This is a genomic window from Streptomyces griseochromogenes, assembly GCF_001542625.1.
Classification (GTDB): Bacteria; Actinomycetota; Actinomycetes; order Streptomycetales; family Streptomycetaceae; genus Streptomyces; species Streptomyces griseochromogenes.
Genome location: NZ_CP016279.1, coordinates 2,815,163 through 2,839,406 on the forward strand (window position 1 = coordinate 2,815,163; position 24,244 = coordinate 2,839,406).

Genomic DNA, 24,244 nt, shown 5'->3' on the forward strand with positions numbered 1-24,244 from the left:
GGGCTGCCCCCGGCACCCGGCAGACCCCGGGCGCGGCTCAGGGCTGGATGAGCACGACGCAGGACTCCGCGGGCACCTGCAGCAGCCCGTCCGGGCCCGGCGCGGCCACCGGGTCCCACGCGGCGAGGACCTGCGCCCGGCGGCTGCCGAGCGGGATCGCCGCCGCCTCCTTGCCCAGGTTCACCGCCACCCGGACGTCCCCGCGCCGGAACGCCAGCCAGCGGGCCTCCCGGTCGTAGGCCACCTTCGTGTCGGCGAGGTCGGGATCGGTGAGGTCCGGCTGCTCCCGGCGCAGCGCGATCAGCCGTCGGTACCAGGCCAGCACGCGCGCGTGGGGCTCGCGTTCCGGCTCCGACCAGTCGAGACAGGACCGCTCCCGGGTCGCCGGGTCCTGCGGGTCCGGTACGTCCTCCTCGGCCCACCCGTGCTGCGCGAACTCCCGGCGCCTGCCCCGCCGCACCGCCTCGGCCAGCTCCGGATCCGTGTGGTCGGTGAAGAACTGCCAGGGCGTGCCCGCCGCCCACTCCTCGCCCATGAACAGCATCGGCGTGAACGGCGCGGTCAGCGTGAGCGCGGCCGCACAGGCCAGCAGACCGGGGGAGAGGAGGGCCGGGAGACGGTCCCCCTGCGCGCGGTTGCCGACCTGGTCGTGGGTCTGGCTGTAGCCCAGCAGCCGGTGCGCCGCCACTCGGGAGCGGTCCAGCGGCCGGCCGTGGCCGCGGTCACGGAAGCCCGAGTACGTGCCGTCGTGGAAGTAGCCGCCGGTGAGTGTCTTGGCGAGCGCGGCGAAGGGGTCGCGCGCGAAGTCGGCGTAGTAGCCCTGCGACTCGCCGGTCAGCGCGGTGTGCACGGCGTGATGGAAGTCGTCGTTCCACTGCGCGTGCAGTCCGAGGCCGTTCTCCGCGCGCGGGGTGATGATCCGCGGGTTGTTGAGGTCGGACTCGGCGACCAGGAACAGCGGGCGGCCCAGCTCGCCGGCGAGGCCGTCGACGGCCGCCGACAGCTCCTCCAGGAACGTGCACGCGCGCGTGTCGTGCAGCGCGTGCACCGCGTCCAGGCGCAGCCCGTCGATCCGGTAGTCCCGCAGCCACGCCAGCGCGCTGCCCAGGAAGTACGCGCGCACCTCGTCGGAGCCGGGCGCGTCCAGGTTCACCGCCGCACCCCAGGGCGTGTGGTGCGTGTCCGTGAAGTACGGCCCGAACCGCGGCAGATGGTTGCCCGACGGGCCCAAGTGGTTGTGCACGACGTCCAGGACGACGCCGAGGCCCAGTTCATGCGCCCGGTCCACGAACCGTTTCAGCGCCTCGGGCCCACCGTACGGCTCGTGCACGGCCCACGGCGACACCCCCTCGTAGCCCCACCCGTGCCGCCCGGGGAAGGGGCACAACGGCATCAACTCCACGTGGCTGACGCCCAGTTCCACCAGGTGCTCCAGACGCGCGGCGGCCGCGTCCAGGGTGCCCTCGCGGGTGTACGTGCCCACGTGCAGCTCGTAGAGCACCGCGCCCGGCAGGTCGCGCCCCGCCCACGCGGAACGCCACGTGTACCGCCCGTGCTCGACCACCGCGCTCAGGCCGTCCGGGCCGTCCGGCTGGCGGCGTGAGCGCGGGTCGGGCAGGACGGGGCCGTCGTCCAGCGCGTATCCGTACCGCGAGCCGTCCCGCGCCCTGGCCTGTCCCGTCCACCAGCCGACGCGTTCCGGATCGCGCTCCAACGTGCGCGTGGCGTCCTCGCAATGGAGCGTCACACGGTCTGCCTGCGGTGCCCACACCTCGAACTGCACGGACGGTTCCCCTTCGTCTGCTCACCGTGATGTAGTGCGTCCATCGTGCCGCGAAAAGGATCAATCCGCTCTGGAACACACCCTTTCCCGGCAGGTGTCGCGGAAGTGCACGCGCCTGGCAACCGATTCCCCCGTTTCTGGACACCGGGGGTTCACTGCCCGACAATCACCTGCGTGACGTCGTCTTTCGAGTTCCCCACGTACCCCGCGCGGCTGTCCGACGCGGAGCGCGACAAGGCACTGCGGGTGCTGCGGGACGGCGCCGCGCTGGGCCGGCTGTCGCACGACACGTTCGTGCGCCGCATGGAACTGGCGCTCGCCGCGAGGTGCGCCGACGAGCTCGCCGCCCTCACCGCCGACCTGCCCCGTGAGAATCGCTTCTCCCGTGCGGTCCTCGGCAGCGTCGAGGCCGTCTCCGGCTTCACCGTGCGGCTGCGCCGGGCCTGGCAGTCCGAGCGGCTGCCCAAGCTGCTGCTGCCGCACCCGGCCGGCGGTCATCCGCTGCGCATAGGCCGCGACCCCGCCAGCGGGCTGCGCCTGAACCACGAGACCGTCTCCCGGGTGCATGCCGAGCTCCGCCTGCAGGCCGGCATGTGGATCCTCAGGGACCTCGGCTCCACCAACGGCACCACGGTCAACGGACGCCGTGTGGTCGGCGCCGTCGTGGTCCGCGAGGGCGACCAGGTCTCCTTCGGGCGGATCGCCTTCCGGCTCGCGGCGCACCAGAACACCCTCCCGCATTCGAACTGACGCGCCATCGTGGGGCCGTGCGGTTCCGTTCGGGTGAGTCGGGCTGGGGAACGCGCGCCGCCGTGCCGATGGATCGGGCATGACGTACCTCACCCGAGCGACAGCGGCCGCCGGCGCCCTGCTGGCCTCTGTCGGCCTCCTCGCCGCGGGCCCGGCCCAGGCGGCACCCCGCAGCACGTTCCCCCTGTCCGACAACTGGCTCTACCTCACCGTCGCCCGCGGTGAAACCCCGCCGGCCGGCGACAAGCACGGCACCCTGCTGCTGTGCGACCCGCTGCCCCTGGGGTACGCGCGCGCGGCCGAGGCCTGCGCCGAACTGGAGGCCGCCGGCGGCGACATCGCGCGCATCCCGCAGAAGAAGGTCTTCTGCCCGATGATCTTCGCCCCCGTGACCGTCCACGCGCACGGGCAGTGGAACGGACGGCCGGTCGACTACCAGGAGACCTACTCCAGCAAGTGCGTCATGGAGGCCCGGACGGGAGCGGTGTTCGCCGTGGAGCGCTGAGCCCTGCCGCGGGGCGGTGCGGGTACGGGCGGCGTGGCGGCCTCACGCCGCCCGTTCCCGCGCCTGCTGAGCCGCCACCAGCACCGTCCGGGACTGGTGCTCCACCTGGTGCTCCAACGGCACCCAGCGGGCTCTGAAACGCTCCTCGAAAGCCTCGCACCAAGAAGCGACGAGCCGCTCCAGCCGAGGCGCCGCCCGGTCGTCGGTCTCCCGCAGCACCCGCAGCAGCATGGCCGCGGCTCGCAGCGGCAGCCGCCGTCCGAAGGCGTCCACACTGCCGACGTACGCCATCGTCGTGCCGGCCGGCTGCGTGTGGATCCAGTCCTGCGCCAGGCCCGGTATCAGCTCCAGCGCCCACCGCGCGGCCCGCAACAGTGGCCCGTCCGCGCCCTGCAGCCGGGGCAGCGCCTCGGCGAGCACCCCCTCCACCTCCAGCGAGTCCCGCAGCAGGCGCTGTGCCAGACGCCGCATCGCCGCCGCAGGCGCCGGGTGCGGCGCCGGGTCGTCCACCAGGTCGCTCGCCCACATCGGCACCTCGACGACGGCCGTCAGACCGCCGTAGCGGTGCGCGTGGTACCAGGTGCTGTGCCGGGCGTCGTCCGGCAGGCTCGGGTAGGCGACCCCCGTCTCCGGGCCGGGCATCACATGCACCCCGGGGCCCGAGGCCGGCCAGCCCGCGGCGTCCGAGGCGCCCGTCTCCACCGGAATGTGCAGCTGCGCCGCGGACTTGGCGAACGGCTCGGCGAGGCCCGGCACGTCCTTCGTCAGCTGCACCCAGCTGCCGCCGAGATCGGTGCCGTGCAGCGTCACCTGGAGATAGGGCCGCAGTTCGTCGATCACCCCGGTCAGGGCCCGGGTCTCGGGCGGCAGCCGGTCCGGCGGCAGCACCGCCGGGGACCACTCGGGCTGCTCCGCGCCCGTCGGCCGGTAGAAGCCGCGGTGGTAGTCGAGCAGACTGCGCGGTGCCGGGGTCACATGCAGGCTGGCGCCGTCCGGGTCCGCGCAGAGCAGAAAATGCCAGGAGGTGCCGGAGCGCAACTCGCGCTCGGCCAGCACCCGTTCGGCCAGTACCCGGAGGGTGGAGCCGCCGGTCGGCTCGTTGGCGTGGGCGCCCGCGACGACCAGCACCGCGCGTCGGGCGTGCCCCACGGACAGCAGGTGCAGGGGCCGGCCGGCCCGCGAGACGCCCACCTGTCTGAGTGCACACAGCCCGGGCTGCTGAGCGGCCAACGCCCGTGCGGAGGCGATCAGTTCGGGAACGCTGGGGTAGCGCAGCTCCGGCAGGAGACTCACCCCCGACTTGTCCGCCCGGCTTCGCCCTCCCAGTGCCGCACGGCGTCGGTGAACTGTCAAGCACTCGACGGGGGAGGCTCCCGGGGGCGCCCGGACGCATTCTCCGACCGCGCCCGGCCACCGCGCTCCTGGCCTCACTGCTGGTGCAGCCCGCGTCCCGCGAGCGTCAGGAACACCTCGCCGACCGCCTCCGAGAGCGTCGGGTGCGCGTGCACGTGCCGGGCCACGTCCGACGGCTGGGCGTCCCAGCCGACGATCAGCTGGCTCTCGGCGATCATCTCCGACACATGGGGGCCGACCAGGTGCACTCCGAGCACCTGTCCGCCACCGGCCTCGGTGACGACCTTCACCATGCCGCCCTGCCCGTGCACCATGCCCTTGGCGACGGCGGTCAGCGGCATCGTGCCGACGTCGACCTCGTGCCCACGCGCGCGTGCCTCCGCCTCGCCGAGACCCACCGACGCGGTCTGCGGCGACGAGTACGTCACCCGGGGCACCGCCGCGTACTCGACCGGCGGCGACGCCAGCCCCGCCAGCGTCTCGGCCACCAGCAGGCCCTCCGCGAACGAGGCGTGCGCCAGGCCGAGCGAAGGGGGCGGCAGCAGGTCGCCCACGACATGGATCCCCGCCGCGGCCGTCTCCAGGCGGCTCCAGTCCGCGGGGACGACGAACCCCCGCTCGTCCGCCGTCAGACCGGCGGCGGCCAGGTCCAGGCCCTCCGTGACCGGCGCCCGGCCGACGGCCACCAGCAGCCGCTCCGCCTCCACCGTCCGGGTCTCCCCGCGCGCGGTGCGCACCCGGGCGCGTACGCCGTTCTCCAGCACCTCCGCGTCCAGCAGCCGCGCGCCCGCCCGCACGTCGATGCCGCGCTTCTTCAGACCGCGCGTCAGATGACGGCTCACATCGGCGTCCTCCAGCGGCACGATCCGGTCGGCGGCCTCCACCAGGGTGACCTCCGCGCCCATCGACCGGTGGAAGGAGGCGTACTCCACGCCGATCGCGCCCCCGCCCAGCACCAGGACCGAGGCGGGGAGCCCCGGTGCGAACAGCGCGTCGTCGCTGGTCACCACGCGCCGGCCGTCCGGTGTGAGCCCCGGGAGCACGCGTGGGCGTGAGCCGGTCGCGAGGACGATGCCCCGGCGCGCGGTGAAGTCGTGCACACCGGGCGTGGAATCGTCACGCGCGTCTTCCACGCGCACGGTGCGTGTTCCGGTCAGCCGCGCGCTGCCCCGCACCACCCGTACGCCCGCGTGTGCCAGATGCGCCTCTACTCCCTTGTGGTTGCGGGCCACGATGTCGTCCCGCGTCGCCGCCAGCGCCGGCCAGTCCACGGAGTCCAGCGTGGCCTTCACGCCCCAGCGTTCGCGGGCCTCGGCGATGCCGTCGACGAGTTCGGCGGCGTGCAGCATCGCCTTGCTCGGGATGCAGCCCCGGTGCAGACAGGTCCCGCCGACCTTGTCGCGTTCGACGAGTACGACGTCGAGACCCAGGGAGGCGGCGCGCAGGGCGGTGCTGTACCCGCCCGTGCCACCGCCGATGACGATGACGTCCGGTGTGTTCAGGCTCATGGCCCCACCCTCCGCCCGCCGCTTGCCATGAGTCCAAGGCAATGTTCTTGTAGAACCCATGCAGGATCTTCATGGGAGGACGCGGAATTGAGCCTGCGGCAGATGGAGTACTTCCTCACGGTCGTCGAGGAGGCGTCCTTCACGCGCGCGGCGGAGGTCCTGCACGTCACCCAGCCCGCGCTCTCGCACCAGATCAAGGCCCTGGAGAAGGCGGTGGGCGGCGCACTGCTGGAGCGCATGCCGCGCGGGGTGCGCCTGACCCCGATGGGCCGCGCCTACCTACCCCACGCCGAACTAGCCGTCCGCAGCGCCGCCCAGGCCCGCCGCGCGGCCCGCGCCGCCGCCGGCGCCGAGGGCGGCGAGCTGCACATCGCAGCCCTCCACTCCATCGCCGTGGGCGCGATGCCGGACGTCTTCGCCCGCTGGCGCACGGCTCGTCCCCGGGTCCTGCTGCGGCTGCACGAGTACGCCACCACCGAGGCCCTGGAGGAGGCCGTGCAGCGCGGCACCGCGGACCTCGCCGTAGGCCCGGAGCCCGCGGGGCCGACCGGCACCGTCGTGCCGGTCGGCGAGGAGGAGGTCGTTCTCGTCGTGCCGTTCGACGACCGGCTCGCGGGCCGTACGACGGTGACGCTGCCGGAACTCGCCGACCGGGCCTGGATCCGCTGTGCCATGGAACCCGTCGTCCACGGCGAGCGCTTCCTCGACTGGGCGTGCGGGCAGGCCGGGTTCCGGCCCCGGACCGCCGTGTGGACCGAGCACACCTCGACGGCCGTACGGATGGCCGCCGCGGGCGTCGGAGTGTGCGCGGCGCCCGGCCACGTCGTACGGGGCGCCGTCGGCGAGGACTGCGTGCTCCTCACTCCCGACCCGGCCTGGAAGCGCGCCCTGACGGTCTACGCGCGCGTGCCGCCCACCGGGGCCGCCGCGGCCTTCGTCGACCTTCTGCGCGCCACCTGGCCCTCCCTGGGCGCCGCCTGTGCCGCCCCGGTGTACGAGGAGTGCGACCTGCCCGCCGCGCGGACGCCGGCCCCTCAGTCCTGACCGGCCCGCTCCAGCAGCGCCACCGGCAACCGCTCGAAGAGATCCGCCACGCGCGCGTGCCCCGTGAACTCCCGCCCCGGCGTGAGCACGTCGGCCCACCGCCCCGGCGGCAGCTCAAGACGCGTCTCCCGCCAGCCGCCCGACTCCGCCAGCCCCAGTGACAGCCGGGTCACCGCCGTGACCACCTCACCGGAACGCGCGAACGACGCGCAGTGGTCCGCCGCCGGACCCTCGGCGGCGAGCGCGGCGTACGTCGCCGACGCGCCGAAGGCACCGGGCCTGCGGGCACGCAGCCGCAGCGCCGCCGCCGTCAGGGCGTCCTTCTCGCCGGGCGTCCCGGGAGGGAACGCCACCGGCCGCCGGTTGTCCGGGTCCACCAGGGCCCGGTACTCGCCCTCCGTGCCCTGGTACACGTCCGGCACCCCCGGCATCGTCAGATGGACCAGAGCGGTGCCCAGGACGTTCGCCCGGATGTGCGGCTCCAGCGCCTTGCGGAAGGCGGCCACGCGCTCCCCGGGCGGCCCGCACGGCCCGGCGGTGACGAAGGCCGCCACCGCCTCCTCGTAGGGCGGCTGCTGCTCCGTCCAGCTCGTGTACATGCCCGCCTCGCGCACATGCTTGAGCAGCGCCTCCTGGACCCGCCCGGCCTCCGCCGGGCCCAGCCCGAACACCGTCTGCCAGGCCGCCCAGGCCAGCTGCCCGTCCGGTGCGCCCTCCTCGGGCAGGGTCACCTCGGCGAGCAACTCCGCCCACCGGTCGGGGCACTCGGTGAGCACGGCCAGCGCCGCGCGCACGTCGGCGCTGCGCTTGGTGTCGTGGGTGGCGACGACCGTGCCGGTGAGCGGCCATGCGCGCTGCACGCGCGCGCAGAAGGCGTGGAAGTCCTCCGGGAGCACGCCGGGACTGCCCGGATCGCCGCCCACCTCGGTCGCCGACAGCAGGGGCACATAGCGGTAGAACGCCGTGTCCTCCACGGACTTGGCGCGCAGCGCCGACGCGGTCTGGGCGAACCGGGCGCGGAACTCCACCCGGTCGGCGTGGTCCGGTGCCGACGGGTCGCCGGGCGCCTCGATGAGCAGACGGCGCACGACGTCGACGGCTTCGGCCTCCTCGGGCACCACGTAGGCCAGCCGGGCTTCCTCGGCGGCCTCCTCGGTGAGGACGGCGGAGGCGTCGCCGGCGGCGTAGGGCCGGTAGACCCGAAGCCGCACCAGCAGCTCCTCCACGGCCGTGCGCAGCGCCCACGGCGCCCGGTCGCGCAGCGCGAGATCCGGCGAGGCGGCACACAGCCGGGCGGCCACCCGGGTGAGCCGGTCGGTCTCGGCGGCCAGTTCGTGCCTGAGCACCTTGTAGGCGGCCCGCCGCACCGTGGCCTCCCAGTTGCCGCCCCGGTCCGTCTGGGGAGCCGCGAACGCCCGGTACCGCCCGAGCAGTTCGTACGCCCCGCCGCGGTCCGTGAACAGGCCGTCGACGTGGCGCAGGGCGTCGTAGCCCGTGGTGCCCGCGACGGCCCAGGAGGCCGGCAGCCGCTCGCCGTCGGCGAGGATCTTCTCCACGACCGTCCAGCGCCCGCCGCTCGCCTCGCGCAGCCGCTCCAGGTAGCCGTCGGGGTCCGCGAGTCCGTCCGGATGGTCGATCCGCAGCCCGTCGACCACGCCCTCTGCCAGCAGCTGGAGGATCTTGGCGTGGGTCGACTCGAACACCACGGGGTCCTCCACGCGCACCCCGATCAGCTCCGAGATGCTGAAGAAGCGCCGGTAGTTCAGCTCGGTGCGGGCGAGCCGCCACCACACCGGGCGGTACCACTGCGCGTCCAGCAGCAGGGGCAGCGGCAGGTCCTCGGTGCCCGCGCGGAGCGGGAAGGCGTGGTCGTGGTAGCGCAGGGCGTCCCCGTCGACCACGAGGCGGTCCAGTTCCGAGCCGACCGGACCGCCGAGCACCGGCAGCAGCACCCGTCCGCCCTGCGCCTGCCAGTCGATGTCGAACCAGCGCGCGTACGGCGACTCGGGCCCCTCGCGCAGCACCTCCCACAGCGCGCGGTTGTGCCGGGGTGCCATGGCCATGTGGTTCGGCACGATGTCCACCACCAGGCCCAGGCCGTGTTCCCGCGCGGTGTGCGCGAGCGCGCGCAGCCCCTCCTCGCCGCCCAGTTCCTCGCGCACGCGCGCGTGGTCCACGACGTCGTAGCCGTGCGAAGAGCCCGGGACGGCCTCCAGGACGGGGGACAGGTGCAGGTGCGAGACGCCGAGCGACGCCAGGTACGGTACGGCCGCCGCGGCGGCGGCGAACGGGAACGCGGGCTGCAGCTGCAGCCGGTAGGTGGCCGTGGGCACGTCCGGTCCGGGTCGCGCAGAAGTCATGGAAACCTACGTACCCAGCCCGCCGTCTTTCGTGTCATCGGCCCCTGCACGGACCCACGCACGCGTGCCTAGCTTCGAGCGATGGGAACAAGCGAACGCTCCCGGGCACGGCACGGCACGCTGGACACCTACGGTGAGGTGATCGGCCTGACCGGGCCGCTGCTGCCGTGCGTGTCGTTCCTGGGGCGGCTGCCGACGGCGACCATCCAGTTCGGCAGTGTGCTGCTCGTCGCCCGGACGAGCGGTTCGCTGGCCGCCGCGGGTCTGACCGGCGGCGCGCTCGCCCTCGGGCAGGTGACCTGCGGCCCGCTGGTGGGCCGGCTCGCGGACCGGCACGGCCAGCGGACGGTCGTGCTCGCGTTCTCGCTCGCCAACGCGCTCGCGGTGGCCGCCCTGGTCACCGGCGCCCTCGCCGGTCTGCCCACGCCCCTTCTGGCGCTCCTCGGCGCTGCGGCCGGTGCCACCGTGCCGCTCGTCGGTCCGCTGGCCCGCGCCCGCCTGGTCGCCCTCGCCCGCGCCTGCGGCGCCCCGGAGTCCACCGTCGGCGCCGCGCTCGGATTCGAGAGCACCCTGGACGAGCTGTCCTTCGTCCTCGGCCCGGCCCTGGTCGGTCTGGCCGCGGTCCTCGCCCATCCGGCGTACGCACTGGGCGGCGCGGCCCTCATGGTGGCCACCTGCGGCACCGGCTTCGCCCTGCACCCCACCGCCCGGGCCGTGCGGCCGGCCCCGGCACGCGCGCGTACCGGTACCGCGACAGCCGACCCCATGCCCCGCTCCGTCCACGCCCTCCGCGCCGCCCTCGCCCTCCAGGGAGCCATGTTCGGCGCCTGCCAGGCCGGGATCACCGCGCTCACGGCCCGGCTCGGGCAGGAGGACCAGGCCGGGCTCGTGTACGCCGCGATGGGCGTGATGAGCGCCGTGGCGGGGCTCGCCATGGCCGCCGTACCGGCACGTCTCGGGCTCCCGGCGCGCTGGCGGCTGGCGACGGGCGCCGCCTTCGCGCTGTCCCTCCCGCTGCTGCGCACGGACGGCCTGACCGGCCTGTACGCCGTCGTCACCGTCCTCGGGACCGCCTACGCCCCGCACCTCATCACGGTGTTCGGGCTGACCGAGCGCACGGTGCCGCGGTCCCGGCTGGGCGGAGGCGATGGCGTTCGCGACGAGCGCCGTGGTCGGCGGCCAGGCCCTCGCGGTCGCGGTCACCGGCCGTCTGGCCGAGTCCTACGGCCCCGTGGCCGCGTTCGCGGCGGCGAGCACGGCCGCCGCGCTCGCCTGCGCCATCGCCCTGACGGCCCGCCCGACGACGTACACGGGACCGCCGGAAGACACCCGCCCCGCGCGTGTGTGCGACGAGGAGCCGGCGGCCCCGTAGCCGCCCCGGTCGACACGCCACGCGCGCGCGTGCGCGTCGGGTGGGTGCGCGACGGCAGGGTGCCGCGCGGCCCCCTGAGCGGGGGCCGCGCGGAGGGAGCTAGGCGGGCCGCTGGAGCACCGTCAGGCTGCGGTCCGGAAGGGTGATCCGTTCGCCGGCCGCGAGCTTCGCCCCCGTCCCCGGCTCGATTCCCTCGGGGCGGGCCGTGTCGACGACCACCTGCCACTGCCGCCCGTGGTCGACCGGCACCAGGAAGTCCAGCGGCCCGGGCGAGGCGTTGAACATCAGCAGGAAGGAGTCGTCGGCGATCCGCTCCCCGCGCGGACCGGGCTCGGAGATCGCGTTGCCGTTCAGGAACACCGTCAGCGCCGACGCCTGCGCCGAGTCCCAGTCCCGCTGGGCCATCTCGCCGCCCTCGGGGGTGAACCAGGCGATGTCGGACAGCTCGTCGTGCGTGCCCTCCACCGGCCGCCCGTGGAAGAAGCGCCGCCGGCGGAAGACCGGGTGGTCGCGGCGCAGCCAGACCATCGCCCGGACGAACTCCAGCAGCTCGCCGCCGTCCTCGGGCCAGTCCACCCAGGAGACCTCGTTGTCCTGGCAGTAGGCGTTGTTGTTGCCGCGCTGGGTGCGGGCGAACTCGTCGCCGTGGCTGAGCATCGGCACGCCCTGGGACAGCATCAGCGTGGCCAGGAAGTTCCGCATCTGGCGGGCGCGCAGCCCGAGCACGCCCGGGTCGTCGCTCTCGCCCTCCGTCCCGCAGTTCCAGGACCGGTTGTGGCTCTCCCCGTCCCGGTTGTCCTCGCCGTTGGCCTGGTTGTGCTTGTCGTTGTACGAGACGAGGTCGTGCAGGGTGAAGCCGTCGTGGCAGGTCACGAAGTTGATGGAGGCGAGCGGGCGGCGGCCGTCGTCCTGGTAGAGGTCCGAGGAACCGGTCAGCCGGGAGGCGAACTCCGCGAGCGCGCGCGGCTCGCCCCGCCACAGGTCCCGGACCGTGTCGCGGTACTTGCCGTTCCACTCGGTCCACAGCGGCGGGAAGTTGCCCACCTGGTAGCCGCCCTCGCCCACGTCCCACGGCTCGGCGATCAGCTTCACCTGGGAGACGACCGGGTCCTGCTGGACCAGGTCGAAGAACGACGACAGCCGGTCCACCTCGTGGAACTGCCGGGCGAGCGTCGCCGCGAGGTCGAAGCGGAAGCCGTCGACGCGCATCTCGGTCACCCAGTACCGCAGCGAGTCCATGATCATCTGGAGGACGTGCGGGGACCGCATGAGCAGCGAGTTCCCGGTGCCCGTGGTGTCCGTGTAGTAGCGGGGATCGTCCGAGAGACGGTAGTACGACGCGTTGTCGATGCCCTTGAAGGACAGCGTCGGGCCCAGATGGTTGCCCTCGGCGGTGTGGTTGTAGACGACGTCCAGGATGACCTCGATCCCGGCCTCGTGCAGCGCCCGGACCGCCGACTTGAACTCCAGGACCTGCTGGCCGCGGTCGCCCCAGGAGGCGTACGTGTTGTGCGGGGCGAAGAAACCGACGGTGTTGTAGCCCCAGTAGTTGTTCAGGTCCAGGTCGACCAGCCGGTGGTCGTTCACGAACTGGTGGACGGGCATCAGTTCCAGCGCCGTCACCCCGAGCCTCGTCAGATGGCCGATGACCTCCGGGTGGGCGAGCGCCGCGTACGTGCCGCGCAGCTCGTCGGGGAGGCCCGGGTGGCGCATGGTCAGGCCCTTCACATGGGCCTCGTAGATCACCGTGTGGTGGTACTCGGTGCGCGGCGGCCGGTCGTCGCCCCAGTCGAAGTACGGGTTGATCACCACCGAGGCCATGGTGTGCGGTGCCGAGTCCAGGTCGTTGCGCTTGTCCGGGGAGCCGAAGTGGTAGCCGTACACCTCCTCGCCCCACCGGACGCTGCCGCTGATCGCCTTGGCGTAAGGGTCGAGCAGCAGCTTCGCGGAATTGCAACGCAGCCCGCGCTCGGGCGCGTACGGGCCGTGCACCCGGAAGCCGTACCGCTGTCCCGGCATGACTCCCGGCATGTACGCGTGCCGCACGAACGCGTCGCTCTCGCGCAGTTCCACCGCCGTCTCCGAGCCGTCGTCGTGCAGCAGACACAGCTCTACTCGGTCCGCGGCCTCCGTGAAGACCGCGAAATTGGTTCCGGCGCCGTCATAGGTGGCGCCGAGCGGATACGCCTCTCCAGGCCAGACCTGCATGGACACGACTCTTCCAGGTGTGCCGCCCCGCCGGGGTCCCGTTCTGCTCCGAGTCTGCCCGAAAGTGAGGGAACCTCCCGTGACTTACGTCCCTCTTACCGGCCGACCAGTGCATACGGCGACTCGACCGTCCGCCGTGTGCCGAACCAGTGGGGCATACACGTACTCCCGGGGAAGTTGGGGGGAGTAGGGGGAAGATGTGCGCGAGATAGTGCACCGCCATCTGGGAAAGGTGGTGGCCGGTGCGGCCCTGGCGGTGGCGGGGACCGCCGCGATGGTCGCGATCACCCTGCCCGGCACGGCGGGGGCGGACGAAACCGGAGGAGGCAAGGGGGGCGGGGCCCGGGCCGCGCAGCAGGCGGGCCAGGGGCCGGACGGGGCCCCGCCGGGTGTGGTGGAGCAGGCCCCGGCCGAGGGCGAGAAGGGCACGGGCCGCGATCCGCTGACCGACGACGAGATCCGGCGCGTCGAGAAGATCGCCCTGAACAAGCAGATGCTCACCGCGGGTGAGAACGTCGACGGAGGACGCGGCCCGCAGCGCCTGACCGTCGACCTCGCCGACCCGGATGCGGACGAACTGGACGACCCGAACGCACCGCGCCGGGCGGACGTGACCTTCTACGACTACAAGAACGACACGCTCGTCACCAAGACGGTCGACCTGGCGACCGGCAAGGTCGAGCGGACCAGTACCCAGCACGGCGTCCAGCCGCCACTGAGCCGTGCGGAGAACGCCGAGGCGGCCAAGCTGCTGATCGCAGACCCGCTGGGCGCGGGCCTCAAGGCGGACTACAAGGACGCAACCGGTCATGAGCTGACCTCCGCGGACCAGTTGCAGCTCAACGGCGCGGTCTACCGGGCCACCCCGGGCGCCCAGCCCGCCGTTCTCGACAAGTGCGGCGAACACCGCTGCGTGCGGCTGTTCCCGAAGGTCAAGAACGGTCCGTGGATCGACGCCCGGTGGCTGGTCATCGACCTGAGCGCCGGCAAGGTCGCCAAGCTCGACCGCCGCTGAGCGGCAGCCGTCAGTTCACTTTTCCAACTTGCTTCTCCTGCAGGGGAGTCACTTCGTCATGCCCGTACAGCGTTCGATCGGCGGCCTCGGGCCGCGGAGAATCAGCCGTGCCCGCACCCGGGCGGCCGTCGGCCTCACCGTGGCCGCGCTGACCGCCGGCGCGACGGCCGGCGCGGGGCCGGCCGTCGCACAGCCGAAGACCGCCGCCGCGGCGGCCGCCGACTGCAGTGCCGCCTACAAGATCGAGCAGAAGCTCTCCACCGGCACCACGTGGCACATGTGCTGGCGCTACGACAGCAAGGCCGGCCTCGTCCTGGAGAACGTCTCCTACCAGCCCAAGGGCGAAGCGAAGCCGATCAAGGTCCTCAACAGCGCCCGCCTCGCCCAGATCGACGTCCCCTACGACGACGGCAGCGTCGAGTACGACGACCTGACAGGCTTCGGTTTCGCCCAGGGGCTGGTGGACCTGGCGCCCGGCGAGTGCCCCGGCGGCACCATCAAGACCATCAAGGTCCCGGACGGTGACCCGGAGCACCCGAACGTCAAGGGCCTGTGCACGACCACCCGTTCGCGCGGTCACGCCTACCGCATGCAGGGCAACAGCGCCAACAAGGTCTTCCAGACGCAGGGCAAGGACCTGCTCGTCTACACGGTCAACAAGGTCGGCTGGTACGAGTACATGACCGAGTGGCGTTTCCAGGACGACGGCACGATCAACATGAACGTCGGCGCCACCGGCAGCCTCTCCTACGACGACTACGACGCGGGCGACGGCCGCGGCTGGCCCATCGGCAAGGGCGCCAAGGCCTACGCCACCAGCCACAGCCACAACGTCTTCTGGCGGCTGGACTTCGGCCTGGACGGCTCCTCCAGGACGAAGGTCGAGCAGTACGACTCGGCCGTCACCGCGCCCGCCCGCGGGCAGCAGGCCCCGACCAACAAGACCACCCGCACCCCGGTCACCAAGGAACTCGCGGGCGACTACAAGACCTACCGTTGGTGGCGGGTGGTCAGCGGGACCGGCAAGAACAAGGACGGGCACGCGCGTTCGTACGAGATCGTGCCCGGCCCCACCACGAAGTACCCGGGCCGCAGCTTCACCAAGCACGACGTGTACTTCACCGAGTACAACAAGTGCGAGCAGTTCGCCAGCAACAACCTGGGCGCCTGCCCGACCGGAGCGGGCAAGTCCGTCGACACGTGGGTCAACGGCCAGAACCTCACTCACCCGGTGGTCTGGATGAACGTGGGCTTCCATCACATCGCGCGGGACGAGGACCAGCAGCCCATGCCGATCCACTGGCAGGGCTTCGCCATCGCTCCCAGGGACGTCACCGCTATGAATCCGCTCACTCCCGACGAGGTGGCGTGGCAGAACGGGCACTGGCAGCCACGTAGTTGAGAAACCGACCTGTCCATCCGGCTGCATCGCCGACCGCTCCCGGAGTACCCTTCCTTGATCGTTGAGACGGGGAAGGCCCGGGGTGGCGGAAGGCGGTGCACGGGTGGGCTCGGGAGGGCTGGAGCTGCCCCCTGGTGACGAGGGTCACGAGGGGAACTCCGCAGACGTCCCGCCCGGCGCGGTGTCCCTGGCCCGCCCGATGGACGCGGCGGGGTCCATCGGGCCGGAACTGGACTGGGATGCCGACGCCTGGCTCGAGGTGCGCACCCGCGCCCAGCGGGCGGGCCGGGCCTACATCTGGCTCAACCTCGTCGAACAGCGGCTGCGCGCGGTCGTCGCCGCCGTGCTGCGCCCCATCTACGAACCCGTCAACGGCGACGAATGGGTGGTGGCCGCGGCCGGACCCGCCGGACAGGAATGGGTGCAGCGCGCGGTCGCCGTACGCGAAGTCAGCCGCCGCAAGGGCTATCTGCTCGACCCGAACGACGACAACGTGCTCAGCTTTCTCACCCTCCCGCAGTTGCGGGAGCTGATGGTGCAGCACTGGCCGTGCTTCGAACCGTACTTCGACGAGCGCCGCGACCTCGAACTCGCGCTCGACGAGCTGGAGGTGACCCGCAACGTCGTCTCCCGCAACCGGGCCCTGTCCGAGGCCGTCCTGAACCAGGCCGAGCGGGCCTCGGCCCGGCTGCTGGAGATGCTCGGCGCGGGCGGCGACGTCCCCTCCGCGCGCCGGCTGCCCGTCGACGCGGTCGAGGACCTGGTCGGCGACCGGTACGCGGACGTCGTCGCCGTCCACCCCGACCGGGTGCGGCTCATGCGCCAGTTCCCGGCCGAGGACATCTTCGGCGGCGCCCGCCGTCTCGACGCCATCGGCATCGGTCTCAACCTGCTGGTGCAGAACTTCTCCGGCCGGCGCATGGTCCGCCTCGCCGAGTCCGGCTGCCGGGTGCGGCTGCTCTTCCTGAACCCGGCCTCCAGCGCGGTGAAGCGCCGCGAGCGCGAACTCGGGATGAAACGGGGCGAACTGAGCCGCGCGGTCGAGATGAACATCCTGCACATGCGCCGTGTGCGGTCCCGGTTGCGCGACCCCGGAGCCTTCGAGATCCAGGTCTACGACGAGACGCCCCGCTTCACCGCCTACCTCGTGGACGGCGACGGCGCCGACGGCGTCGCCGTGGTGCAGTCCTATCTGCGCGGGGCGCGCGGGATGGAGTCGCCGGTGCTGGTGCTGCGCAGCGGCAGTCGGCTGGTCAAGTCGGATGACGCGGTCGAAGCCGGACTCTTCCCGACATACCGTGAGGAATTCGAGCTGGCCTGGGCGGATTCGCGCCCGGTGTCCTGAACCGTCCGCCGCCGCAAGCGGAGCGCGGTCCTCGGATTGTCAGTGCCGCGTGCGATGGTGGAAGCCACTGGGGGAAAGCACCACCAAGAAGGGGGGCCGCCCATGGGCTGGCACCGGGAGCTGCTGATCGGCTTCGACCTGGAGACGACCGGGACCGATCCGCGCGAGGCTCGCATCGTCACCGGCGCGGTGATCGAGGTCAGGGCCGGTGAGCCCATGGGGCGCCGGGAATGGCTGGCGGATCCGGGCGTGGAGATCCCGGCCGACGCGGTGGCGGTGCACGGCATCAGCAACGAACGCGCGGCGGCCGAGGGCCGCCCGGCCGACGAGGTGGCCGACGCCATCGCGGAGGTCCTGGTCTCCTACTGGAGGACGGGAGTGCCGGTCGTGGCCTACAACGCGGCCTTCGACCTCACCCTGCTCTCCGCCGAACTGCGCCGGTACGGCCTGCCGTCCCTCTCCGACCGCCTCGGCGGCCTCGACCCGGCGCCGGTCGTCGACCCGTACACCATCGACCGCTGGGTCGACCGCTACCGCCGCGGCAAGCGGAATCTGGAGGCGGTCTGCGCCGAATACGGCATAGTCCTCGGCGCGGCTCACGACGCCTCGGCCGACGCCCTCGCCGCGGCCCGCCTCGCCTCCGCGATAGCCGACCGCCACCCCAAGATCGCCTCCCTGGGCCCGGCGGAGCTGCACCGCAGCCAGATCCAGTGGTATGCGCAGTGGGCTGCGGACTTCCAGGCGTTCCTGCGCCGCAAGGGGGACGCGACCGCGGTGGTCGACGGCACGTGGCCGCTGCGCGAGCCGGCGGACCTGGCTGACGAAAGGGTCTGAGCCGAGCGTCAGGCCGGCGCGGGGCTCGCGATGCGGGCCACCCGTGGGCCGGCGAGTCTCGCGTAGTCGGTGCCGGTCAGGCACAGCGAGCGATCGAGACGGGCGGCATTGAAGTACAGCCGCGGCTGAGCGACGACGTCCGGGTCGGCGACGAGTTCGAGCTCCGGATCGAAGCTGAACGGCAGCACGGTGCCGGGCACCGAGCGGGCGAGCCGCTCCGCGGTCCCGGCGTCGCTGAAACCGACGTAGCGGGCGTCGAACAGCGCCCGCACGGCGTCCAGATCCACCCGTCGGTCCCCCGGGACGACCGCGAGAACATGGCGCGTGCTGTGGCGGTCGACCTTGACCCGCAGCACGATGCACTTCGCGGCCTGGCCCACCGGATGGCCGCGCAGTGCGCTGACGGTCTCGGTGGCGCCCTCGGGTGCGTGGTCGATGAGGCGGTAGTCGACGCGGGAGGCGTCGAGCAGGGAGATCAGGTGCTGGTAAGTGCCGTGGTCCGGCATGAGGGGTCTTCTCCGTTCCTCTCGGGGGCCGTGGCGGGCGCGAAGGCCCTGGCGGCATCGGTGGCCCTGGGGGCGAGGGCGGTCGGTGCGGTCCGGTGGGCGCGTTCCACGGCCTGGCCCCAGTACGTGCCGGCGACCATCAGGGCCGCGCCCAGGGCGGTGAGCGGGGTGAGGCGTTCGCCGCCGAGGGCGATGCCCACCGCCGCGGCCCAGACGGGTTCGGTGCCGAGCAGCAGGCTGGCCCGGCTGGCGGAGGTGCGCTGCACCGCCCAGGTCTGGACGAGGAAGGCGAACACGCTGCAGAAGAGGGCGAGATAGGCCAGCTGTCCCCAGGTCGCCGCGTCGGCCCGGGCCAGAGCCGGAAGACCGCGGGCCGCGGGTGCGAGGAAGAGCCCCGTGCCGACCAGGGTCTGCACCGCCGTCAGGTGCAGCGGGCGGATCGCCCTCCCCGCGGTGAGCCGGCCGACGAGGGCCACGTGCACCGCCCGGACGCAGGCCGCGGCGAGCATCAGCAGGTCCCCGAGGCGGGGCGTGTGGAAGCCGCCCTCGGACATGAGCAGACCGACGGCCAGGACACACACCCCGGCCGCGGCGAAGAAGGCGGGAGGCGGAGCGCCCCGGCGGCCGGTGCGGTCGAGGAGCGGGGTGAGGACGATGGTGAGGCTGATGATCAGACCCGCGTTGGCGGCCGTGGTGTGGGCGACGCCGTAGGTCTCCACGACCAGGACCGCGGCCTGGGTGACCCCGAGCGGCAGCCCCGCGCGGACCTCGTCGCGGGTCCACCCGCGCGGTCCGCCCCGGGCGGCGACAAGGGCGAGGCAGGGGAGTGCGGCAAGGGCGTAGCGCGCGAACAGGACGAGGAGGACGGGCAGGGCGGCCACGGCCGTCTGGGCGGAGAGATAGCTGGAACCCCAGACGAGCGCGACAAGGAGGAGTACCGCGTCGGTACGGCGGGCGTCGGTCACCCGCCCACGGTGCACCGTGCGGGTATCTGAAGCCCAGAACCAGTTTCTTAAACGATCTTTTAGGAGGCCTACATCATCGCCCTACACTGACGGGATGGACGAACGGCAGCTGAGGATCCTGCGGGAGCTGGGCGAGCTGGGCAGCGTCACCGCGGTCGCCGAGGCGCTGCTGGTGACGCCGTCGGCCATCTCCCAGCAGCTGCGGCTGCTGCAGCGCTCGATCCCCGTGCCGCTCACCGAACGGCACGGGCGGCGCCTGGTGCTCACCGACGCCGGGCAGGCGCTGGCGGACGCGGCCGTCGAGGTGGAGTCGGCGCTTGCACGGGCCCGGCACGCGGTCGAGGAGTTCGTCGGCAGGCCGGACGGCGAGGTGTCGGTGGCGGCGTTCCACAGCGCGGGCGCGGCCTTCTTCCCGCTGCTGCTGCGTGGCCTGGCCGGATCGGGCGCGCCGGAGGTGGCGCTCGCCGACGAGGACGTACCGCAGGAGGACTTCCCGAGGCTGACCCGTGCCTACGACCTCGTCCTCGCCCACCGCCTGGACCACGCCCCGCCCTGGCCGCGCACGGTCGCCGTGACCACCTTGCTGCACGAGCCGCTCGACGTGGCGATGCCGGCCGGGCACCCGCTCGCCGCCAAACGCCGGGTGACGCCGCGCGACGTGGCCGACGAGCCGTGGATCACCGTGCACGACGGGTTCCCGGTGATGGCCACGATCGAGGCCATCGCCGCGGCGGCCGGCCGGCGGCTCCGTCTGGCCCACCGCATCAACGAGTTCGCGGTGGTCGCCGAGGCCGTCGCCGCCGGAGGCGGGATCGCGCTGATGCCGCGCTTCACCATGCGCCCGCATCCGGCGCTGGTCCTGCGGCCGCTCAGCGGCGTCCGGGCCACTCGGCACATCGACGTCCTGTGCCGCCCCGAGCGCACGGCGAGAAAGGCGGTCCGCACGGTCCTGACGGAACTGAGGCGGGCGGCACGGACAATCCAGGGCGAGGTCACTTCCTGAAGGGCGCGGGGCTGTATCGACGGGCGGCTCCGCCGGGTGGGCGCGACGGCCACCCCTGACCCGCGGTCGCCAGAAGGCGGTGCACCCCCTTCAAGGTGCTCAGAACGGATACCACCGCACCGTCTCGTCCCCGTCCCGCAAAGAAGCCACCCGGCGGCGGAACTCGGCCAACGCCTTCGGGTTGCTCGCCGCATGCTGGGCCACCCACGCACAGCTGGCCGTCTCGCGAGCCCCGCGGAGCACCCCGCAGCCCTCCCACTCCCGCACGTCCCATCCGTAGGCCTCGGTGAAGGAGTCGTACGCCTCGGCGGGCAGGCCGTAGCGGTCGCGGGAGAGGGCCATGACCACCAGGTCGTGCTCGCGCAGATCGGCGGAGAAGGTCTCCAGGTCGACCAGGACCGGACCGTCCGGACCGACGTGCACATTGCGGGGCAGCGCGTCGCCGTGGATCGGCCCCGGCGTCAGACGCGGCGTCAGCGCGGCCGCGGCCGACGCGAAACCGTCCCGGCGCTCGCGCAGATACGCCGCGTCCGCCGGATCGATCGCCTCGCCCGCGAGCCGCAGCCAGCGCTCCACACCACCGAGCAGTTCGCGGGGCGGGAGGGCGAAGGAGGGAGAGGGGAGTGCGTGCACGATCCGCAGCAGCCGCGCCAGATCGCGGGGTTCGGCCGGTCGTACCGGGTCGGGCATCCGGTGCCACACGGTCACCGGATGCCCCTCGACCAGCAGAGGTTTCGGCTCGGCCGCCCGCACCGCGGGCACGTCCGCCTCGGCCAGCCAGCCCGCGATGTCCAGCTCGCGCCGGGCCCGTTCCAGCAGTTCGGCATCGCGGCCCACCTTGACCACCAGGTCGCCGGCGGCGAACACCGCGTTCTCACCGAGGGCGAGGAGCCGCGCGTCCCGTGCCCGGCCCGGCAGCACCCGCGCCGCGGCCAGTACGTCCCGCGCCCGTGCCTCGTCCATCGTCCGCCTCCGTGCCGTTCGTCCCGTGCCGTATGTGTCCGGTCTGCGGCCAGTCTCGCATTCGCACAGGTCGGACCGTATGCGCGGTCCCTTGACGAGGTTCCGTGCCTTTACGACCATGAACACGCCAACCGGATCTGGCAAAGGGGCTGATGCCGTGACATCGGTGGCCGAAGCGAGCCGACCGGCCGGACGTGCCGCCGGTGGCGGGGCGGGAGGTGCGGCCGGTCGCGGCGCCTGGTTCCTGGTCCTGCCCGCCCTGATCCCGATCCTCGTGCTGAGCGTGGGCCCGCTGCTGTACGGCATCCTGCTGGCGTTCACCGACGCCCAGTCCGGCCGGACCGCGGGCACCCGGTGGATCGGCGCTCTCAACTTCCGGGACCTGTGGCACGACACGCTGTTCTGGGAGTCGTTCCGGATCGGGCTGGTGTGGGCGGTCGGTGTGACCGTGCCCCAGTTCCTGCTGGCCCTCGGCCTCGCCCTCCTGCTCGACCAGGAGTTACGGCTGCGCCCGCTCGCCCGCGCCCTCGCGATCGTCCCCTGGGCCATGCCCGAGGTCGTCGTCGCCATCATGTGGCGGCTGGTCTACAACCCGGACGCGGGCGTCCTCAACGAGACCCTGCGCGACCTGGGCCTCGGCCACGGCCGGGACTGGCTGAGCGGCCTGGCCACCGCGCTGCCCGCCGTCATCGTCGTCGGAGTCTGGGCGGGCATGCCGCAGACCACGGTCGCCCTGCTCGCCGGGCTGCAGAACACCCCGCGCGAACTGCACGAGGCCGCGTCCGTGGACGGCGCCGGCGCCTGGCGCCGCTTTCGCACGGTCACCTGGCCCGCCCTCAGACCGGTGGCCCTGGCCGTCACCGCCCTCAATCTGATCTGGAACGTCAACTCCTTCGCCCTGGTGTACGTGCTGACGAGCGGCGGGCCGGGCGGGAAGACCCGGCTGCCCATGCTGTTCGCCTACGAGGAGGCCTTCCGCTACGGGCAGTTCGGCTACGCGGCGGCGATGGGATGCGTGCTGGTCGCGGTGGTCTCGATCCTGCTCGCGGTGTTCCTGGCCGGCCGGCTGCGGGGCGGTGAGGACGCATGAGGACCCGGCCCGCGGCCCGCGCCGGCCAGTACGCCGCCCTGCTCGCCTACCTCGCCTTTCTGGCCTTCCCGTTCCTGTGGTTGCTGTCCACCGCGTTCAAGTCCCCCCGCGAGCTGGGCAGTCTCCATCCCGCCTGGATCCCGCGCCACCCCACCCTGGGCAACTTCCGGCAGGCCTTCGACCAGCAGCCGCTGCTGCACGCCGCCCTCAACTCCCTGCTCGTGGCACTCGGGGCCGCCGTCATCGCCGTAGTGCTCGCCACACCGATGGCGTACGTCATGGCCCGGCACCGCTCCCCGCTGTCCCGGGCGGCGACCGGATGGGTGGTGGTCAGCCAGGCGTTCCCGTTCGTGCTGGTGATCATCCCGCTGTTCCTGGTGCTGAAGCACCTCAGGCTGATCGACTCCCTGGCCGGGCTGGGCATGGTGTACGCGGTGTGGACGCTGCCGTTCGCGCTGTGGATGCTCGTCGGGTACGTACGGGCCGTGCCCGGCGAACTGGAGGAGGCGGCGGCCGTCGACGGGGCCGGGCGGCTGCGGACCCTGGTGTCGGTGACCGCGCCGCTGCTCGCGCCGGGGATCGCGGCGACGGCGCTGTTCGCGTTCGTCACCGCGTGGAACGAGTTCTTCTTCGCGCTGGTGCTGCTGAAGAGCCCGGACAAGCAGACTCTCCCGGTCGTCCTCACCCACTTCATCGGCGCGGAGGGCGTCGCCGACCTCGGCCCGCTGGCCGCGGCCGCGTCCCTCGCCACGCTGCCCTCCCTGCTCGTGTTCGCCCTGATCCAGCGCCGGATCACGGGCGGCCTGCTCGCCGGGGCGGTGAAGAGCTGATGCGGACCGGACTCGCCACGGCGCTCGGCGTACTCCTGCTGCTCCTCGCGGGCTGCTCGTCGGGAGGGGGCGGCCGAGGCGGCCCGATCACCCTGCGCTTCCAGTCCCTGGCCTGGCAGCAGGAGTCCGTCGCCGCCAACAAGGCGCTGGTGAAGGAGTGGAACGCGACCCACCCGGACGTCAAGGTCGAGTACGTCCAGGGCGGCTGGGACGGCGTCCACGACCAGCTGCTCACCTCCTTCGAGGGCGGCGAGGCCCCGGACGTCATCCACGACGCCTCCGACGACCTCGCCGACTTCGCCTACGGCGGCTACCTCGCGGACCTCACCGGCCTGCTTCCGGCCCGGCTCAAGTCCGACATCCCGCAGCACAGTTGGGAGACGACGGCCTTCGGGGACGGGATCTACGGCGTGCCCTTCCTCCAGGAGCCCCGGGTGCTGATCGCGAACGCGACCTGGCTGCGCGACGCGGGGGTCCGCATACCGGCTCCCGAACGCCCCTGGAGCTGGGCGGAGTTCCGCAGGATCACCAAGCGGCTCAGCGGCGACGGCAAGTACGGCGTGGCCTGGCCGCTGAAGGAACCCGTCTCCGCCACGCTCAATCTCGCCCTGTCGGCGGGCGGGCAGCTCTTCCACCGCGGCGACGGCGGCAAGGTGACCGTCCGCTTCGAGGCCGGGGACGCGGTCGTACCCCGCACCGTCCACGACCAGGTGGCCATCGACCACAGTGCCCCGGCCTCGACACTGGGCAGCGGCGGCTCGGACACCCTCCCCGGCTTCTTCGGCGGCCGGTACGCGATGGTGCCGCTGGGCTTCTCCTACCGGCAGCAGATCGTGCAGCAGGCCCCGAAGGGCTTCGACTGGGAGGTGCTTCCCGCCCCCGCGGGCGCCGACGGGCTCACCCAGGGTGTCAGCCCGCAGACCCTGTCCATCGCCGCGGACTGCCCGCACAAGAAGGAGGCGGCCGAGTTCATCGACTTCCTGCTGCGGCCGAGGAACATGGTCCGCCTGGCCCTCGGCGACTGGATGCTGCCCACCGGCACCCGGGCCCTGAAGGACCCCGCCCTGCACACCGCGAAGTACGGCTGGGACACCGGTACCGCCCTGGCGTCCCGCCTGCGGCCCGCGCCCGCCCAGTCCGTGCGCGGCTATCCGGAGTGGAAGGACAAGGTGGCCACGCCGGCCTTCCAGGAGTACTACAGCGGTTCGATCGGCCTGGCCGGCCTGCGCGGACGCCTGGAACGGGACGGCAACCTCGTGCTCGCCCGCTACCAGCGCTGACCTCCTGGAGGCCGGCGAAGTCGGCGCGGGCCGCCGCGACGGCCTCGGGGTACGCCTCCTTCTTCTCGTGTTCGGCGAGCGCGCGGTAGATGCTCGCGACGCTGGGGGCCTGGCCCTTGCGTTTGCCG

The 24,244-nt window shown here is 73.0% G+C and carries 20 protein-coding genes; 12 read left to right on the forward strand and 8 right to left on the reverse strand.

Translation table 11 applies throughout. The annotated features are described in order from the left end of the window. Positions 1–37: 37 nt before the first annotated feature. Complete coding sequence (gene treZ / locus AVL59_RS11980; RefSeq protein ID WP_067302621.1) at positions 38–1,783, reverse strand: malto-oligosyltrehalose trehalohydrolase; 1,746 nt, start codon at positions 1,781–1,783, stop codon at positions 38–40. A 174-nt stretch (positions 1,784–1,957) separates the two neighbouring features. Between treZ and AVL59_RS11985 the strand changes: the two genes are divergently transcribed. Then, the gene (locus tag AVL59_RS11985; RefSeq protein WP_067302623.1) at positions 1,958–2,533 is read left to right on the forward strand and encodes a DUF1707 and FHA domain-containing protein; all 576 of its coding nucleotides are present in this window, start codon (positions 1,958–1,960) and stop codon (positions 2,531–2,533) included. Between the two features lie 79 nt (positions 2,534–2,612). Continuing rightward, positions 2,613–3,038 carry an SSI family serine proteinase inhibitor gene (locus AVL59_RS11990; RefSeq protein ID WP_067302626.1) on the forward strand — a complete coding sequence of 142 codons (426 nt, stop codon included), beginning with the start codon at positions 2,613–2,615 and terminating at the stop codon, positions 3,036–3,038. Positions 3,039–3,080: 42 nt separating this feature from the next. Here the strand turns inward: AVL59_RS11990 and AVL59_RS11995 are convergent, their stop codons facing one another. Continuing rightward, positions 3,081–4,331: a M14 family zinc carboxypeptidase gene (locus AVL59_RS11995; protein WP_067302628.1), complete on the reverse strand. Its 1,251-nt coding sequence runs from the start codon at positions 4,329–4,331 to the stop codon at positions 3,081–3,083. Positions 4,332–4,465: 134 nt separating this feature from the next. After that, a complete protein-coding gene (lpdA, locus tag AVL59_RS12000) occupies positions 4,466–5,899 on the reverse strand; it encodes a dihydrolipoyl dehydrogenase (RefSeq protein WP_067302631.1) in 1,434 nt (477 codons plus the stop codon). A gap of 87 nt (positions 5,900–5,986) precedes the next feature. On the opposite strand from lpdA, the gene AVL59_RS12005 reads away from it, so the two are divergent. Continuing rightward, positions 5,987–6,943, forward strand: a complete 957-nt coding sequence (locus AVL59_RS12005; protein ID WP_067302634.1) for a LysR family transcriptional regulator — start codon at positions 5,987–5,989, stop codon at positions 6,941–6,943. On the opposite strand, the gene treY is transcribed toward AVL59_RS12005, so the two are convergent. Then, positions 6,934–9,303, reverse strand: a complete 2,370-nt coding sequence (treY, locus tag AVL59_RS12010) for a malto-oligosyltrehalose synthase (RefSeq protein WP_208870353.1) — start codon at positions 9,301–9,303, stop codon at positions 6,934–6,936. The two genes, AVL59_RS12005 and treY, sit on opposite strands and share 10 nt — an antisense overlap. An 81-nt stretch (positions 9,304–9,384) precedes the next feature. Here treY and AVL59_RS12015 point away from each other — a divergent pair, with 81 nt between their 5' ends. After that, positions 9,385–10,821, forward strand: a complete 1,437-nt coding sequence (locus AVL59_RS12015; RefSeq protein ID WP_067302638.1) for an MFS transporter — start codon at positions 9,385–9,387, stop codon at positions 10,819–10,821. On the opposite strand, the gene glgX is transcribed toward AVL59_RS12015, so the two are convergent. After that, on the reverse strand, positions 10,775–12,883 hold the full coding sequence (gene glgX, locus AVL59_RS12020; protein WP_067302641.1) for a glycogen debranching protein GlgX: 2,109 nt from the start codon (positions 12,881–12,883) through the stop codon (positions 10,775–10,777). The two genes, AVL59_RS12015 and glgX, sit on opposite strands and share 47 nt — an antisense overlap. Before the next feature lie 199 nt (positions 12,884–13,082). On the opposite strand from glgX, the gene AVL59_RS12025 reads away from it, so the two are divergent. The 4 genes from AVL59_RS12025 (at position 13,083) to AVL59_RS12040 (ending at position 17,479) form a co-directional block, all read left to right on the forward strand. Beyond that, positions 13,083–13,898, forward strand: coding sequence for a Tat pathway signal sequence domain protein (locus AVL59_RS12025; RefSeq protein ID WP_067302643.1), 816 nt, complete (start codon positions 13,083–13,085; stop codon positions 13,896–13,898). Between the two features lie 58 nt (positions 13,899–13,956). Further along, positions 13,957–15,300, forward strand: coding sequence for a copper amine oxidase (locus AVL59_RS12030; RefSeq protein WP_067302645.1), 1,344 nt, complete (start codon positions 13,957–13,959; stop codon positions 15,298–15,300). A 103-nt stretch (positions 15,301–15,403) separates the two neighbouring features. Continuing rightward, the gene (locus tag AVL59_RS12035; protein WP_067317182.1) at positions 15,404–16,645 is read left to right on the forward strand and encodes an SAV2148 family HEPN domain-containing protein; all 1,242 of its coding nucleotides are present in this window, start codon (positions 15,404–15,406) and stop codon (positions 16,643–16,645) included. 102 nt (positions 16,646–16,747) lie between these two features. After that, positions 16,748–17,479 (forward strand): 3'-5' exonuclease, encoded by a 732-nt coding sequence (locus tag AVL59_RS12040; protein ID WP_067302648.1) that lies wholly within the window; start codon positions 16,748–16,750, stop codon positions 17,477–17,479. Between the two features lie 8 nt (positions 17,480–17,487). Here AVL59_RS12040 and AVL59_RS12045 read toward each other — a convergent pair whose 3' ends face one another. Together AVL59_RS12045 and AVL59_RS12050 are read right to left on the reverse strand one after the other, a co-directional pair. Beyond that, positions 17,488–17,985, reverse strand: a complete 498-nt coding sequence (locus tag AVL59_RS12045; RefSeq protein ID WP_067302650.1) for a YbaK/EbsC family protein — start codon at positions 17,983–17,985, stop codon at positions 17,488–17,490. Next, a complete protein-coding gene (locus AVL59_RS12050) occupies positions 17,955–18,950 on the reverse strand; it encodes a DMT family transporter (protein ID WP_079146656.1) in 996 nt (331 codons plus the stop codon). The genes AVL59_RS12045 and AVL59_RS12050 overlap by 31 nt, the downstream gene beginning before the upstream one ends. 94 nt (positions 18,951–19,044) lie before the next feature. Here AVL59_RS12050 and AVL59_RS12055 point away from each other — a divergent pair, with 94 nt between their 5' ends. Beyond that, a complete protein-coding gene (locus AVL59_RS12055; RefSeq protein ID WP_067302652.1) occupies positions 19,045–19,953 on the forward strand; it encodes a LysR family transcriptional regulator in 909 nt (302 codons plus the stop codon). A gap of 99 nt (positions 19,954–20,052) precedes the next feature. Here the strand turns inward: AVL59_RS12055 and AVL59_RS12060 are convergent, their stop codons facing one another. Further along, on the reverse strand, positions 20,053–20,916 hold the full coding sequence (locus AVL59_RS12060) for a phosphotransferase enzyme family protein (RefSeq protein ID WP_067302654.1): 864 nt from the start codon (positions 20,914–20,916) through the stop codon (positions 20,053–20,055). A gap of 157 nt (positions 20,917–21,073) precedes the next feature. Between AVL59_RS12060 and AVL59_RS12065 the strand changes: the two genes are divergently transcribed. The 3 genes from AVL59_RS12065 to AVL59_RS12075 are packed head-to-tail and all read left to right on the forward strand — an operon-like array spanning position 21,074 to position 24,116. Beyond that, positions 21,074–22,006, forward strand: coding sequence for a carbohydrate ABC transporter permease (locus AVL59_RS12065; protein WP_099053046.1), 933 nt, complete (start codon positions 21,074–21,076; stop codon positions 22,004–22,006). After that, a complete protein-coding gene (locus AVL59_RS12070; protein ID WP_067302658.1) occupies positions 22,003–22,836 on the forward strand; it encodes a carbohydrate ABC transporter permease in 834 nt (277 codons plus the stop codon). The genes AVL59_RS12065 and AVL59_RS12070 overlap by 4 nt, the downstream gene beginning before the upstream one ends. Then, the gene (locus AVL59_RS12075) at positions 22,836–24,116 is read left to right on the forward strand and encodes an ABC transporter substrate-binding protein (protein WP_067302661.1); all 1,281 of its coding nucleotides are present in this window, start codon (positions 22,836–22,838) and stop codon (positions 24,114–24,116) included. The genes AVL59_RS12070 and AVL59_RS12075 overlap by 1 nt, the downstream gene beginning before the upstream one ends. Positions 24,117–24,244: the final 128 nt, after the last annotated feature.

What these genes read in the sequence shown, in the direction of transcription:
- AVL59_RS12045 (WP_067302650.1), bottom strand. Translation starts at nt 17,985, where the DNA reads ATGCCGGACCACGGCACTTACCAGCACCTGATCTCCCTGCTCGACGCC.
- AVL59_RS12075 (WP_067302661.1), top strand. Translation starts at nt 22,836, where the DNA reads ATGCGGACCGGACTCGCCACGGCGCTCGGCGTACTCCTGCTGCTCCTC.
- AVL59_RS11990 (WP_067302626.1), top strand. Translation starts at nt 2,613, where the DNA reads ATGACGTACCTCACCCGAGCGACAGCGGCCGCCGGCGCCCTGCTGGCC.
- AVL59_RS12030 (WP_067302645.1), top strand. Translation starts at nt 13,957, where the DNA reads ATGCCCGTACAGCGTTCGATCGGCGGCCTCGGGCCGCGGAGAATCAGC.
- AVL59_RS12070 (WP_067302658.1), top strand. Translation starts at nt 22,003, where the DNA reads ATGAGGACCCGGCCCGCGGCCCGCGCCGGCCAGTACGCCGCCCTGCTC.
- AVL59_RS12015 (WP_067302638.1), top strand. Translation starts at nt 9,385, where the DNA reads ATGGGAACAAGCGAACGCTCCCGGGCACGGCACGGCACGCTGGACACC.
- AVL59_RS12060 (WP_067302654.1), bottom strand. Translation starts at nt 20,916, where the DNA reads ATGGACGAGGCACGGGCGCGGGACGTACTGGCCGCGGCGCGGGTGCTG.
- AVL59_RS12055 (WP_067302652.1), top strand. Translation starts at nt 19,045, where the DNA reads ATGGACGAACGGCAGCTGAGGATCCTGCGGGAGCTGGGCGAGCTGGGC.
- treY (WP_208870353.1), bottom strand. Translation starts at nt 9,303, where the DNA reads ATGACTTCTGCGCGACCCGGACCGGACGTGCCCACGGCCACCTACCGG.
- glgX (WP_067302641.1), bottom strand. Translation starts at nt 12,883, where the DNA reads ATGCAGGTCTGGCCTGGAGAGGCGTATCCGCTCGGCGCCACCTATGAC.
- AVL59_RS12040 (WP_067302648.1), top strand. Translation starts at nt 16,748, where the DNA reads ATGGGCTGGCACCGGGAGCTGCTGATCGGCTTCGACCTGGAGACGACC.
- lpdA (WP_067302631.1), bottom strand. Translation starts at nt 5,899, where the DNA reads ATGAGCCTGAACACACCGGACGTCATCGTCATCGGCGGTGGCACGGGC.